The organism is Salinivibrio sharmensis (assembly GCF_001995985.1).
GTDB classification, from domain to species: Bacteria; Pseudomonadota; Gammaproteobacteria; order Enterobacterales; family Vibrionaceae; genus Salinivibrio; species Salinivibrio sharmensis.
In genome coordinates this window covers 16,001-30,748 of sequence record NZ_MUFC01000012.1, presented here as the reverse complement: position 1 = coordinate 30,748, position 14,748 = coordinate 16,001, and the positions used below count along the sequence as shown (strand labels likewise).

12 protein-coding genes and 1 other annotated feature are annotated in these 14,748 nt (G+C 53.0%); of the genes, 7 read left to right on the top strand and 5 right to left on the bottom strand.

Annotation, left to right across the window (positions count from 1 at the left end; all coding sequences use genetic code 11):
- Positions 1-44: 44 nt before the first annotated feature.
- From BZG74_RS11635 to rnm, 5 genes are all read right to left on the bottom strand, one after another.
- A complete protein-coding gene (locus BZG74_RS11635) occupies positions 45-2,216 on the bottom strand; it encodes a TonB-dependent siderophore receptor (protein ID WP_235605755.1) in 2,172 nt (723 codons plus the stop codon).
- Between the two features lie 77 nt (positions 2,217-2,293).
- Complete coding sequence (locus tag BZG74_RS11630; RefSeq protein WP_077772749.1) at positions 2,294-3,193, bottom strand: AraC family transcriptional regulator; 900 nt, start codon at positions 3,191-3,193, stop codon at positions 2,294-2,296.
- 200 nt (positions 3,194-3,393) lie between these two features.
- Positions 3,394-4,371 carry a 23S rRNA pseudouridine(2605) synthase RluB gene (gene rluB, locus BZG74_RS11625; protein WP_077772748.1) on the bottom strand — a complete coding sequence of 326 codons (978 nt, stop codon included), beginning with the start codon at positions 4,369-4,371 and terminating at the stop codon, positions 3,394-3,396.
- A gap of 299 nt (positions 4,372-4,670) precedes the next feature.
- Positions 4,671-5,291: an L-threonylcarbamoyladenylate synthase gene (locus BZG74_RS11620; RefSeq protein ID WP_069362606.1), complete on the bottom strand. Its 621-nt coding sequence runs from the start codon at positions 5,289-5,291 to the stop codon at positions 4,671-4,673.
- Between the two features lie 106 nt (positions 5,292-5,397).
- Positions 5,398-6,300, bottom strand: a complete 903-nt coding sequence (gene rnm, locus BZG74_RS11615) for an RNase RNM (protein WP_077772747.1) — start codon at positions 6,298-6,300, stop codon at positions 5,398-5,400.
- A 416-nt stretch (positions 6,301-6,716) separates the two neighbouring features.
- Positions 6,717-6,811 (top strand) — a sequence feature (Trp leader region).
- Positions 6,812-6,894: 83 nt separating this feature from the next.
- Between rnm and aroF the strand changes: the two genes are divergently transcribed.
- From aroF to trpA, 7 genes are all read left to right on the top strand, one after another.
- Positions 6,895-7,908 (top strand): 3-deoxy-7-phosphoheptulonate synthase, encoded by a 1,014-nt coding sequence (gene aroF / locus BZG74_RS11610; RefSeq protein ID WP_077772746.1) that lies wholly within the window; start codon positions 6,895-6,897, stop codon positions 7,906-7,908.
- On the top strand, positions 7,905-9,509 hold the full coding sequence (locus BZG74_RS11605) for an anthranilate synthase component 1 (RefSeq protein ID WP_077772745.1): 1,605 nt from the start codon (positions 7,905-7,907) through the stop codon (positions 9,507-9,509). Before aroF ends, BZG74_RS11605 begins: the two co-directional genes overlap by 4 nt.
- On the top strand, positions 9,506-10,120 hold the full coding sequence (locus BZG74_RS11600) for an aminodeoxychorismate/anthranilate synthase component II (RefSeq protein ID WP_077772744.1): 615 nt from the start codon (positions 9,506-9,508) through the stop codon (positions 10,118-10,120). The genes BZG74_RS11605 and BZG74_RS11600 overlap by 4 nt, the downstream gene beginning before the upstream one ends.
- A gap of 80 nt (positions 10,121-10,200) precedes the next feature.
- Positions 10,201-11,205, top strand: coding sequence for an anthranilate phosphoribosyltransferase (trpD, locus tag BZG74_RS11595; RefSeq protein WP_077772743.1), 1,005 nt, complete (start codon positions 10,201-10,203; stop codon positions 11,203-11,205).
- Entirely contained in the window at positions 11,202-12,590 is a 1,389-nt protein-coding gene (trpCF, locus tag BZG74_RS11590) for a bifunctional indole-3-glycerol-phosphate synthase TrpC/phosphoribosylanthranilate isomerase TrpF (protein ID WP_077772742.1), read from the top strand. The genes trpD and trpCF overlap by 4 nt, the downstream gene beginning before the upstream one ends.
- Before the next feature lie 92 nt (positions 12,591-12,682).
- A complete protein-coding gene (gene trpB / locus BZG74_RS11585) occupies positions 12,683-13,873 on the top strand; it encodes a tryptophan synthase subunit beta (protein WP_077772741.1) in 1,191 nt (396 codons plus the stop codon).
- On the top strand, positions 13,873-14,694 hold the full coding sequence (trpA, locus tag BZG74_RS11580) for a tryptophan synthase subunit alpha (RefSeq protein WP_077772740.1): 822 nt from the start codon (positions 13,873-13,875) through the stop codon (positions 14,692-14,694). Before trpB ends, trpA begins: the two co-directional genes overlap by 1 nt.
- The last annotated feature ends 54 nt before the right edge of the window (positions 14,695-14,748 follow it).

Here is a 14,748-nt window from a genome sequence, read left to right as displayed (position 1 = left end):
GCAAAAGCGCCCCCAGCACTGGGGGCGCTTTGCTAGATGGTGGGTTAAAAGTCAACGCTGAGTGTTGCCTTGACATTTCGCTCATCACCATACCAACAGTTCAATTCATCAAAACAGCTGTAAGTGGTTTTATCGAACAAGTTTGTTGCAGATAGGGACAGTTTTGCGCCTGATAGCGACGATGATGCTTGCGAGAGATCGTAACTCACCGCTGTATCAAACACGGTATAGTCGGGCACCGTAAAGGTATTGGTTGCGTTACCCTGTGACTCACCCACATAACGTGTGCCCACACTCACGCGTGTACCCGCACTGATCTGGTGATTCAGCCACGCACTGGCAGTCTGCTCTGGCACCCAAACTGGGGTCTTGCCCTCTAGGTTAGGGTCATCCGTGATCTCCATGTCAATATAGCCATAAGTTAAGGCCACATCCGTCTCTAAACTAAGTGCATGATTAAATTCGACCTCTATGCCACGAGAGCGAATTTCACCGGTTTGGATTTTTGCATACGAGTCATTGGGATCGTTCACCAGCGCATCTTGCTTTTTAAGCTCGAACAACGCCACGTTGACGCCCGTACTACCGTCTAGCGACAAGTACTTGAGGCCGGTTTCCCATTGTTTGCCGGTGGATGGGTCAAACACATTACCGCGATTATCCATATCCGTTGGCTCAAAGCTTTCTGAGTAACTCAGATAAGGAGAAATACCGTTATCAAACTGATACATCGCACCGGCGCGAAATGCCAGATTATAATGGCGAATGTTTTTCTCTGACGTACTCGGTGAACCCGCATACAGTGTGTGCTGGTCATCTTTTAACTCGTACTCGTCGTAACGAGCCCCTGCGAGCAACACCCATTGGTTCCACAGGATCTGATCTTGGGCATAGAGGCCGGTCTGCGTTACCGAGATGTCATGCTTATCTTGGTAGACAAAATCCAGAGAATCAGGATCAACCTGGTTGTTGTCGGGGTCAAAAATATCAATATCCGGCACCACATTCGCCAACGTGTCGTCATAATCAACGTCTGAAGACATATCTTGATAATCAACGCCGAATAAGGTGTAGTGCTGTGCCGCTCCCCAGCTCAAATCACCAGAAAGCTGTGTATCGACCACCCAAGCCGCCATTGTTTCATTGGTCAGGTAAGCGTTTCGCGGATAGTGGCGGCCATCAAACGTATTTTGACGATAGTTGTCGTCATTCACTAACCGTGTATCGATGTACATATTTTTTTGCAGCAAATCAGCATCTGTGTAGCGTGCTGAGTGCAGCAACGACCAATTTGATGAGAGCTGGTGTTGCACCTTATAACCCAGCATCAGAAACTCACGATCATAGGTGTTCCAGTTGTTGTCCCCGGAAAAACTGTCGCTAGAGAGGCTGCCTTGGTCACTGTGCAATACCGAGCCTTTGGCCGGCAATGAGGTATAAATGCCCGCCGCTGGATCCGCTTGGTAATAAAGGTTAACGTTCACCAACGTATCTGGCGACACCCGCCAATCTAACGATGGAGCGACGACATAGCGCTCTTCTTCTGAATCGCCCGCTTGACCATCTTTTTGTCGTGCCAGCGCCACCATCCGGTACGCCAATGGAGTGTCAGAAATCGCACCGGTACTGTCAACAGATACTTCACGCAGGGCATCAGAGTCAGTGCTCATTGCCACGCGGTGTGCCGTTTCTTGTTGCGGCGTTTTGGCGATCATATTCACCATCCCACCCGGTGGAATATTCCCGTATAACACCGACGTCGGCCCTTTAAACACTTCCACCTGTTCAATCGCAATCGGATCAATCTGTGGCTGTAAATTCCAAGTATTGTAGGGAACCGCGAGGCCATCAAAAAAGTTTTGGTAGTTAATGAAACCACGAATGTTAAAGAGATCGAGACGCGTGACGGCCCCACCCCGCAGTTCAGTATTTACACCCGGCGTATAGCGCACCACTTCACTCAATGAACTAGCTTGGCTCTGTTCGATGGCCTCTCGGTCGATGACAGTGACCGCTTGAGGTGTTTCTTCTGGTGCCAGTACTGTTTTAGTGGCGGTGTTTCGGTAGGTATCGCCCAAGACTTCTATGGTTTCCATCTCGGCGTGTTGCGACTTGGCATAAGCTGATGGCACCATCAGGCACCCCATGACCGCCATTGCTAACGGGGACAGTCGCCACCCGCCAACCTGCTGCATGCGTGCACAACCCATATCCATGATGTTTTTCCTCTCAATGCAAATAGAACGTAAAACGTAATCATTCGCATTTTAAAGAGGCACAAAATGAATACTGTTCATTTTGGTGCATGATGGCGACACTCGAGCGGGATCCAATACGTCATTTCTGCAGTGTCACGCTGTGGTTGATAGCCCGACGGATAAACTTCAAGCTCAATCCCGTCAGTGCACCGATAGCCTGAGGCTGGCAGCCAATGATAAATAAAGGTATGCAAAGTATTAGGTAGCTCGCTCACTGGCCCTAAATGCGTAATCACCGCATAGGTCGACTCAGGCACCGTCCATTGAGTAAAAGAAGTCGCTGATAAGGTGTCGCCTTGTTGACCCGCTAAATACGGTAACGGCGTTTGAAGCGTATCAGCACTGGCTACATCAATCGCACCAATACTTGGCTGGCTGGCGTCAATAAACCCAGCCTCATGCGCATCACGCCACAGCTTAGGCACCACGTCCATAAAATTGGGATGAGGTGCGAACAAGCCTAATATCGGCGAAGTCTGCCCCACCAGCGTGATCGATGATCGCGTTTGAATATGCACTGACAGCCACGAGGGTTTTGGGGTTGCCAGTGTGGTGATATGCAGTGGCGTTCGGATGCCATCCATCACCCCTCGGCGACGATAGGTCCGAGGGCTTACCCCAAACTGTTGACGAAATGCGCGGGAAAAATTTGCCTCTGAGGTAAACCCAAACGACAGCGCGATATCAATCACTCTATCGGGCCGAGTGAGCAACTGTTTAGCGGCATAACTAAGCCTCAGTTCACGTACATAGTGCGCCACACTCACGCCAGTTTGCTCCGAGAAAACGCGCTGTAACTGCCAGCGAGACCAGCAGCTGTGGGCGGCCAACTCACTAACAGAAAGTGGTTGATCAAGGTTTGAGTGAATAAAGTCTAAAACCCGCTCTATGCGATCAAAGCGTGCGGTTTGCTCTGGTGCTAATGCCGTTGTCATCACATCCGTTTGTCGACAAGTTTATAAATAAACCCAAAACTAACACAAACAATAATCATTATCACCACTAGCTTGCGATCGGCGAACCAATTAGAAGCATGAGATGGCTGCTATCAATAATAAAGATCGCGACGACATAGACCGTCATACAAAAACAAAAACCCGGCACATGGCCGGGCTTTAGCGAACATCACGCAGACTTACTTCCGCGTTCTGGGTTTACCTTTACCACGTGGCGCGCCCGAACGCTGATTGCCCTTTTTCGGGCTTCCGCCTTTCGGCCCTGCTGCAGGTGCGTTGCCCCGACGAGCCTGGCGTGTTTTCTTCGGCTTATCATTACTGTCGATACGCTCCTCGTAGCGACGTACTGCACGGCGGATCTTCTGGCGCGATTTTTTACGCTTTTGATCTTCTGGCGTGATCACCGTTTGCGATTCTGGCTTCATCTCTACCATTTCGCGCAGGTAATTGACCTCTTTAAGGTCCATCTCGCGCCAGCCGCCACGCGGCAGATCTTTTTCAAGATAGATATCGCCGTAGCGCACACGCTTCAAACGGCTTACCGTCACACCTTGGGTTTCCCACAAACGACGCACTTCACGGTTACGCCCTTCGGTAATCACCACATAGAAGGTGTGATTCATCCCCTCGCCGCCCGCATAAACGACGTCTTCAAAGCGTGCCACGCCATCTTCTAGCTCAACGCCATGAACGAGGTTTTTCACCATATCTTCGTTCACGTCACCAAACACACGTACCATGTACTCACGTTGCACTTGGCGACTTGGGTGCATCAAGCGATTCGCTAATTCACCGTCGGTAGTGAACAGCATTAAGCCTGAGGTGTTGGCATCCAGGCGACCGACCGCAACCCAACGCGCATCTTTCAATTTAGGTAAGCGGTCGAATACAGTACGACGCCCTTCTGGGTCGCTTCGCGTACACAACTCACCCTCTGGTTTATTGTATGCAAGAACGCGACACACAGACTCAGAAGGCGCATTAAGCTGCACCGCGTGACCATCAACACGTACCAACGCACTAGGGTCATCAAGGCGGTCACCTAGTTTGGCAACAGCACCATTGACACTCACCCGACCGGCTTGGATGTAGCCTTCCATCTCGCGGCGTGAACCTACGCCAGCACGCGCTAGCACCTTCTGTAATTTTTCGCTCATGTTTTCTTACCTTACTGTCGCCTTCACAGGCGTCATCACTGTCTCGGTTGGCATAAGAGCTAACGATAATAAGTTAGCCAGCCGTGCATGATACCAAGAACCTAGGGAGTAGAGAAACAGTTTCACGCCGTATCAGCTGTTGTGGCTGAGTCAATCGCAAAACACCTGGACAAAAAACGCCCAGCAAGGCGGCTGGGCGGGAATGGAAGGTCAACCTGTGGTTGACGCAACATCAGAACAAGAACATTGCATGGGTAATTACGCGCGACACTGTGCGTTGGTTCACCCGTCGTCCGATATTAATCAAACGGGGCGGGATCACCGCTGCCATGACGGCGAATTTCAGGCAAGCCTTCGCTGAAATCGACCACTGTGGTGGGGTGCTCACCTAGTACACCACCGTGCATAATCAAATCCACACTGTGCTCTAGCTGATCGCGAATCGCTTCAGGATCGGATTCGGTGAAATCATTACCGGGCAGAATCAGTGAGGTCGACATTAGCGGCTCACCCAGCGCCTCGAGCAAATCCAGGGCGATTTGGTTGTCTGGAACACGAATGCCAATAGTTTTCCGTTTTGGATTCATCAACCGTTTTGGCACTTCTTTGGTCGCTTTGAAAATAAACGTATATGCGCCAGGTGTGTTATTACGAATCAAGCGAAATGCAACATTATCGACCCGTGCATACAGTGATAACTCAGACAGATCACGGCACAGTAAGGTGAAGTTATGATCTTTATCGAGATCACGAATACGGCAAATACGCTCTAACGCTTGTTTGTTCTCAAGCTGACAGCCAAGCGCATAGCCCGAATCGGTCGGATAAATGATCACCCCACCGTTTCGGACAATTTCCACCGCTTGTTTGATCAGCCGCGCTTGCGGGTTCTCTGGGTGGACATAAAAAAACTGACTCATGTTTCCTCCTGCTGTAGCTTGACCCCATCGGGATGCGCACCGCAAATCCAGCGTGAATGGTCTGCGCGCCGGATAATCCTTATCGCTATCAATATAACGTATTTGTTTATTGTAACGCGTCTGGCTTGTCGCTATCTAGTTGATTTACTGATTGCCATTTTTGTTCAGCCGCGTCTAACCATGTCCAGTCATGCCAAACCGGCTGACTGTCTTTGGGTAGCCATAAATTGCGGCCTAGCTCTGTCCACGGAGAAGGATAATGAAAATCCGATCCCAGCGAGGCCAACAAGCCGTAATCCCGCGCGTAATCGGCCAGCAAACGCCGCTCTTGTTGCGACTGCTGAGGAAGAGCGACTTCGATAGCATCGCCATTGGCGTCAGAAAACGCCGCCAGTAATCGCTTCAGCCATTTGGCTTTGAGCTTGTATCTACCCGGATGAGCAAGCACCGCCTGCCCGCCGGCCTCATGGATCGCCGCAACCGCATCTGCAATCGAACACCAGTTCGGTGGTGCATAGCCGGTGTTCCCTCGAGTTAAAAAGCGCTTAAAACAGGCTTGCATGGTTTTCGCGTGACCTTGTTCAACCAACCAGCGCGCGAAATGGGCACGGGTGAGCGGTGCATCGCCAGCCAGTTCACGCGCACCCGCGAGCGCCCCTGTGTAATGCGAGCGCGCTAACCGCTCAGCAATCAGCTCAGCACGTTGTTGGCGTCGCTCAGCTTGTTCGGCAATTAATGCGGTTAATGCCGAGTGCTGGGGATCGACATTTAACCCTACAATGTGGATATCAAAATTCTGCCACAAGGTCGAAATTTCAATGCCGTTGACCAGAGTAAGGGGCAAGTTTTGATGGTCGATTTCTGCTTGCGCCTCCACCAGCCCAGCGATGGTGTCGTGGTCGGTAATCGCCAACAAGCCCACGCGACGCTCGACGGCGCGCTGCACCAAATCTTTTGGTGATAGGCGGCCGTCGGAGGCTGTGGTATGGCTATGTAAATCAATGATCATGGTGTATCGGGTTTCCTTAATGTGCTCGCACCTTGGCACTGTCAGTTGGTGTCTTATCAGCCCGAGTCTAGGTATGCGCCATGCGGGTTCAGTCGATGCGAATGCGCCAAGTTAATCAGCGCTCGGCGAGCACGGTGAATATCTTTGTTGTTTATTATCGTGTGCTTACTCCGCACTTTTTCTGCATTCTTTTCGATTTCCCCGTTGACACAGAAGCAAAATATCAGTTTACTAGTACACAAGTTAACGCGCACCACTTCTCAGTTTCGGGGAGCAATATGGCGCTAAGGGTAACAGTCACAACGGAGTCTCGCAGCATGTATTTCAACGCCGCGTTTAGATCACATTCGATTCACACTACACCCACTGCCACACAGGCCGTGAGTGTGTTAGCGACATCCATGACCTCTGTTGCACTTATTTGGTGGCACGGCTCCTCACGGGCGGTGTGACACGCTGTATAAACAGCTACCTTATTCACAACGCCCGCCACTGATGCGGGCGTTTTTGTCTCTCAGTTTTGCCATCACGCGTTATCGTGCCACCACGCATTCAGCCGCGGTAACCGGCAACCATAATTGATAAGGATATTTGATGATTATTGTACTTAAGCCCCAAGCTACCGAGCAGGATGCCAAAGCCCTCCTCAATGAAATCGAGCAATGCGGGTTAAAGCCGCTCTATATGCCGGGAGTGGAACGCATTGTATTGGGCGCACTGGGTGATGAACGTGTGTTGCAACAGTGTCATTTTGAGGCCAACCCGCTGGTTGAGGAAGTCAAACCGATTTTAACCAAGTACAAACGCGTGAGCCGTGATGTGCAGCCGCACGACAGCGTGGTGCATATCGGCAATGTACCTGTAGGCGGTCAACACTTCGTGGTCATGGCAGGCCCCTGCTCGGTGGAGTCGGAGTCTCAATTGCTATCCGTGGCGGACCGCGTTAAAACCCATGGTGCACGTGTATTACGGGGCGGCGCCTTTAAACCACGCACCAGCCCTTATGATTTCCAAGGCATGGGGGTTGAGGGACTAAAGCTACTCAAACAAGCCAGTGAGCTGACTGGCATGCCAACCGTGTCAGAAGTGATGGAAATTAGCCAAGTCGACGCGGTATGCGAGTACATTGATTGCTTGCAAATTGGCGCACGTAATATGCAAAACTATGGCTTACTCAAAGCGGTAGGCGAAACTGGCAAACCTGTCTTGTTAAAACGTGGGCTTTCCGCCACTATCGAAGAGTGTTTGCTGGCAGCGGAATATATTGTCGATGCGGGTAACCCCAATGTGATTTTATGTGAACGCGGTATTCGCACTTACGAAACCGCCACACGTAACACCTTGGATTTGAATGCCGTGGCCTTGATGAAGCAGCGCAGCCATTTGCCAGTGTTGGTCGACCCAAGCCATGGTACCGGCGTGCGAGAGCTGGTGACGCCACTATCACGCGCCGCAGCGGCCGTGGGCGCGGATGGCATCATTGTGGAGAGCCACTTAAACCCAAGCGAAGCACTGTCAGACGGTCACCAAGCCTTAACCGGCGATATGTTCGCGCAGCTAATGCAAGAACTTACCCCCTTTGTGCAAGCGGCAGGGAGAAAGCTGTGAACACTCATGATCCCCAACATGGCGAGCTTGATACGCTCCAACTCTCGGTGCCTTATGTGGCCGACCCAACCGAGTTGTATGCCGCCGTGTGCCAAGATAAGCCTTATAGCATGCTGTTGGAGTCGGCAGAGATTGACTCCAAACGCAACCTTAAAAGCCTGATGCTGATCGATGCCGCCGTGCGCATTGAATGCCGCGGGCAGCGCGTCACCTTACAAGCGCTTGCTCATAATGGCAGTCATTTGCTGGAGAGCATCGCCCAGAGCGCAGCGCTGAAAGCCCTCGCCTGTGAGGTTGCACAGGCCAACGATGGCGACTTCCCCGCCCTAACGTTGACGTTCCGCCATCCCAACGACAATGGTGCGCTAATGGATGAAGACGCCCGTCTGCGCCAAGCGTCGGTGTTTGATGCCCTGCGTGTTATCAAACAAAGTGTTGCGTTGAATAACCAACCTGACGATGCGCTCTTTGTCGGTGGCCTTTTTGCCTATGATTTGGTGGCCAGCACTGAAACCCTGCCAGCGGTGGAGGGCACCGAGCACTGCCCCGACTACCTTTTTTATGTTGCAGAGAGCTTGCTGGTGATTGACCACCAGCATCGTCAAGCGCGCTTACAAGGCACCTTATTTGGGGGTGATAACGCCCGCGCCCACTATGTGGATTTATCGCGTCGTTTGCAAAGCATCAAAGAAGCCTGCTTATCGCCTGCGCCGCTTCCAGAAGCGCCCGTGGTCACTGATCACAACGTCGCGGTTTCTGTCTCTGATTCAGACTTTTGTCAGCAGGTTGACGCGTTGAAAAAGCACGTGATTGCCGGTGATGTGTTTCAAGTGGTGCCATCGCGCCGCTTTACCCTCGCGTGTCCGTCACCGCTCAATGCTTATCGGGCGCTGAAGCGCGGCAACCCTAGCCCGTATATGTTTTATCTGCGTGATAGCCAATTTAGCTTGTTTGGCGCCTCGCCAGAAAGCGCCCTCAAATACACTCAAGCGACTAATCAGGTTGAGATTTATCCCATCGCGGGCACACGCCGACGCGGAAAGACCGCCCAAGGCGACATTGACCACGACTTGGATAGCCGCATTGAGCTTGAGCTGCGCAATGATGAAAAAGAAAACGCCGAGCACATGATGCTGGTCGATTTGGCCCGCAACGATGTTGCGCGAATTAGCACACCCGGTAGCCGCCATGTCGCCGACTTGCTCAAAGTCGACCGCTACAGCCATGTGATGCACTTAGTTTCTCGGGTTGTGGGTCAGCTGAAACCCGATTTAGACGCGCTGCATGCGTACCAAGCCTGTATGAATATGGGCACGCTCACCGGTGCACCTAAACTTCGGGCGATGCAGCTCATCCGTGACACCGAACAGTGCCGTCGTGGCAGTTATGGTGGCGCCGTGGGCTATTTTACCGGATCAGGCGAGATGGATACCTGCATTGTGATCCGCTCTGCCTACGTTGAAAACGGCCTTGCCACCGTGCAAGCCGGCGCGGGCGTGGTGTTTGATTCTGACCCACAAGCCGAAGCGGACGAAACCCGCGGCAAAGCTCAAGCGGTGATCCATGCGATTCAAACCGCCCACCAAGGAGGCCAATCATGAGTACCCCGCCAATGGACATCGTGCTGCTCGATAACATGGACTCCTTTACCTACAACTTGGTGGATCAATTTCGCGCACTTGGTTACCCAGTCACGGTGTTTCGCAATCATTTAGAGGCCGAGGCGATTGTTCGTCATATTCGTACCCTGCCCCAGCCGCTACTGGTGCTTTCGCCCGGCCCAGGTGCGCCTTCCGATGCCGGCTGTATGCCCGCGTTGATTGAGAAGCTACGCGGCCAAGTGCCGATGCTGGGGATTTGCCTGGGTCAGCAAGCGATCGTCGAAGCCTACGGAGGCACAGTCGCCGGAGCTGGCACCATCATGCACGGCAAAGCCTCAGCCATGCACCACCAGCAACATGCGGTATTTGGCCCATTGGCATCCCCACTCACCGTGGCCCGTTACCACTCGCTGGTGGCGACTGAGGTGCCGGCCAGCTTGGATGTCATCGCCACGACCTTGGATGGCGACGCGCAAAAAGTGATGGCCGTGGTAAGCAATACCGACTACGTGGTCGGTTATCAATTCCACCCAGAATCTATTTTGACCGCACAAGGCGCCGCCCTGCTCACCCACACCATCGATTGGGCCAGTGGCTATTATTATCGCTAACAAGAACATCAGCGCTAACAACAACACGTGCCAGATAAGCACGGAGCTCGAACAGACAAATACCGAGGTTAAGTACAGTGATGGATCAACTACTAGAGACGCTTTACCAACAACAGTCACTCAGCCAAGCGCAGAGCGAGCAGCTGTTTAGTGCGATCATTCAGGGCGAGCTCGAGCCAGCACGATTAGCGGCTGCGTTAACCGCATTGAAGATTAAAGGGGAAACGCCTGAAGAAATCGCGGGCGCGGCAAAAGCACTGACTGACAACGCCGAGCCGTTCCCCCGCCCTAGTTATCCGTTTGCCGATATCGTTGGCACCGGAGGCGATGGCGCGAACACCATTAATATTTCAACCACGGCCGCCTTTGTCGCCGCCGCCTGTGGCGTGAAAGTGGCCAAACACGGTAACCGCGGGGTGTCGAGCAAATCGGGCTCGTCGGATTTACTCGCCGCCTTTGGCATTGATTTGGCGATGCCTGCCGACCACGCCCGCGAGGCCTTGGATAATCTGGGCGTCTGCTTTTTGTTCGCACCGCAATATCATACCGGCGTGCGACATGCGATGCCCGTGCGCCAAGCGATGAAAACCCGCACTATCTTTAATCTGCTTGGGCCGTTAATTAATCCGGCGAAACCTAGCATTGAGCTGATGGGCGTGTACGACCAAGCCCTAGTTGCGCCGATTGCACAAACCATGCAAAACCTCAATATGACGCGCGCGGCCGTGGTTCATGGTGACGGTCTGGATGAAGTGGCTATTCACGGCCCCACAACGGTGGCAGAAATCACCCCGACCCACATTGAGCAATACACCTTAACCCCCAGCGACTTTGGTGTATCCGAATACCCGCTGGACAGCATTGCTGGGGGCACACCGGAGCAAAACCGCGCGATGATCAGCGCGATTTTGCAAGGTAAAGGCACAGACGCCCAGCAAGCGGCGGTGGCTGTCAATGTGGCACTATTGCTACGCTTATTCGGACAAGAAGACTTGAAAGCAAACACACAACAGGCCTTGGACGTGATGGCGTCGGGCAAGCCTTACACCATCATGCAAGCGTTAGCACAAAGGAGCGCAGTATGACCACCTCAGCCCTCAACGACACCATTTTAGGCCGCATTGTCGATGACAAAAAACGCTGGGTAGCCGCGCGCAAAAGTGCTCAGCCGCTGGATAGCTTTATCGACCAACTGACGCTCAGTGATCGCGATTTTCGTGCTGCACTGGCCGCGCCGGGGTCACAGTTTATCTTGGAGTGCAAAAAAGCCTCACCTTCAAAAGGCCTGATCCGAGAAGACTTCGATCCAGCCAGTATCGCCCGTGCTTACCAACCCTTTGCCGCGGCCATTTCAGTCCTGACGGACGAGGACCACTTTCAGGGCAGTTTTGACTTCTTACCGATCGTGCGCGCACAAGTCGATGCGCCTGTGCTTTGTAAAGATTTTATTATCGACCCGTATCAGGTTTACCTCGCACGTCATTATCAAGCCGATGCGATCTTATTGATGCTATCGGTACTCGACGACGCCGAATACCGCGAGCTGGCCGATTTAGCCGAATCGCTAAAGCTGGGCGTGCTTACTGAAGTGAGCACCGAAGACGAGCTCGCACGTGCCAATGCCTTAGGGGCGGTGGTGATTGGGATTAACAACCGTAATTTGCGCGATTTAAGTATCGATCGCGATCGCACCAAACGCTTAGCACCACAAGTGGGCGAAAAAGCGATCGTGATTTCAGAAAGTGGCATTCATAGTCATCGTCATGTGCGCGATCTTGCCCACCATGCGGATGGCTTTTTGATTGGCAGTGCATTAATGGCAGAGCCCAATCTGACCCTCGCGCTACGTAAAGTGATCTTAGGAGAGAACAAAGTCTGCGGGCTCACCTCCGCCGACGATGCCCTCGCCGCCTATAACGCTGGCGCTGTCTACGGTGGACTCATTTTTGTTGAGCACTCTCCGCGCGCGGTGACTCCCGCCGTGGCCGAGCGCGTCCAGCAAGGTGCGCCGCTGCGCTATGTGGGCGTGTTCCAAAATCATGCACTGGACACCGTAGGCGACTATGCCCAACAGCTAAGCCTTCACGCGGTGCAACTGCATGGGGATGAAGACGCAGCGTATCTACAAGCACTGCGCGAGAAGCTCCCTGAGCACTGTGAAATTTGGAAAGCGCACGGTGTCTCTGATGTCGCACCGGCTTTAGACGGCGTGAATGCGGACCGTCACCTTATCGACAGCCGAGTCGGCCAACAATCTGGCGGCACGGGTAAAACCTTTGATTGGCACCTGATCCCTAAAACTGCCAAAGACAAAGTCATGATTGCCGGCGGGCTCACCCCCGAGAATGCGGCCAAAGCGGCCGAACAAGGGTGCCTTGGGCTGGATTTTAACTCCGGTGTCGAGCATGCGCCTGGGGTGAAAGATGCCAACAAGTTAAACACGGCGTTCCGCGCCCTTCGCCGCTATTGATTTTTCGAGATAGTTGATTTGGCTGAGAGAACAGATGTCACCAAGACAGTCAACGTATCTCGGCCCCCAGTTAAAGACGTAAAAGGATAATTATGAGCAAGCTTAACCCGTATTTTGGCGAATTTGGTGGTCAGTACGTGCCCCAAATTCTGGTGCCTGCGCTTGATCAGCTCGAACAGGCGTTTATTGATGCCCAAGACGACCCTAACTTTAAAGACGACTTTATCCGCCTGCTGCAAGAGTATGCTGGACGACCCACCGCGTTGACGCTTTGCCGCAACCTCACCAAGGGGACGAACACCAAGCTGTATCTCAAGCGTGAAGACTTGCTACACGGCGGGGCGCACAAAACCAACCAAGTACTGGGTCAAGCGATGCTTGCCCAGCGTATGGGCAAATCAGAGATCATTGCCGAAACCGGAGCCGGCCAACACGGTGTGGCGACCGCGCTGGCATGTGCGCTATTGGGGCTAAAGTGTCGCATCTATATGGGGGCCAAAGACGTTGAGCGTCAAAGTCCTAATGTGTTTCGAATGAAGCTGATGGGTGCCACTGTGATCCCAGTACATGCAGGCTCTGCGACGTTAAAAGATGCATGTAACGAAGCAATGCGCGACTGGTCAGCCAACTATGATACCGCCCACTATTTGCTCGGCACTGCGGCGGGCCCGCACCCCTTCCCGACCATTGTGCGCGAGTTTCAACGCATTATTGGTGAGGAAACCCGCGCGCAAATTCAGCAGGTAGAAGGTCGCTTGCCGGATGCGGTGATTGCCTGTGTGGGTGGCGGCTCAAACGCGATTGGCATGTTTGCTGACTTTATCGATGACAAAGATGTGCGTTTAATTGGTGTTGAGCCGGCGGGCAAAGGACTCGATACCGATCAACACGGCGCGCCCTTAAAGCACGGCAAGCCCGGTATTTTCTTCGGCATGAAATCCCCATTGATGCAAGATGAATATGGCCAAGTCGAGGAGTCGTATTCAGTATCAGCCGGATTGGATTTCCCGTCCGTGGGACCACAGCATGCGCACCTTAACGCCATTGGTCGTGCCGAATATCCGGCCATCACCGACGATGAAGCCTTGGAAGCGTTTCAAGCTCTTGCGCGGAACGAAGGCATTATTCCCGCGTTAGAATCTGCCCACGCCATTGCTCAGGCACAAAAAATGATTGCCGCTGATCCTGAAAAAGAACAGCTTTTAGTGGTCAATCTATCCGGACGTGGTGATAAAGATATCTTTACTGTGTATGACATTTTAGAAGGCAAAGGAGAGCTGTAATGACGGCACCATCAACTCGATATCAAGCGATGTTTGCAAACCTGGATGCCAAACAACAGGGTGCCTTTGTTCCTTTTGTCACCTTGGGGGATCCAAGCCCAGAACAGTCACTCGCCGTGGTCGATGCATTGGTTGAAGGCGGCGCCGATGCGCTGGAGCTTGGCATGCCTTTTTCCGATCCATTGGCCGATGGCCCCACTATTCAGGATGCCACTATCAGAGCAAGATCGGCAGGCACCACACCTGATAGCTGTTTCGACATGTTGGCAGCGATACGCGAAAAACACCCTCACGTGCCGATTGGGCTGCTGATGTACGCTAACCTAGTCTATGCACGCGGTGTTGACGCTTTTTACCGCCGGTGTGCGGAAGTGGGTATCGATTCGGTACTGGTAGCAGATGTGCCGATTGCTGAATCTGCACCATTTCGTGAACAAGCCTTGGCGCAGGGTATTGATCCAATTTTTATCGCCCCACCTAACGCAGACGATGCAACCTTAGCCCAAGTGGCGGAGCTGGGTCGTGGCTATACCTATCTGGTATCGCGCGCCGGCGTCACAGGGGCAGAGGCTAAAGCAGGGGCACCGGTTGAACACCTACTCGGCACCTTGCATCATCATGAGGCACCGCGCCCGCTGCTTGGCTTTGGCATCTCAACCCCTGAGCAAGTCAAAGCGGCAATTAGCGCCGGGGCGGCAGGCGCCATCTCTGGCTCTGCGGTGGTGAAAATCATCGAGCAGCATCAACATGATGTGCCCACGATGCTTCATGCGCTCACGCAGTTTGTGAGAGAAATGAAAGCCGCAACAGACCAAGGTTAGTCAGGGCCTGATAAAAAAGACCCACCAGCTGTTGCACTGGTGGGTCATGCGTTA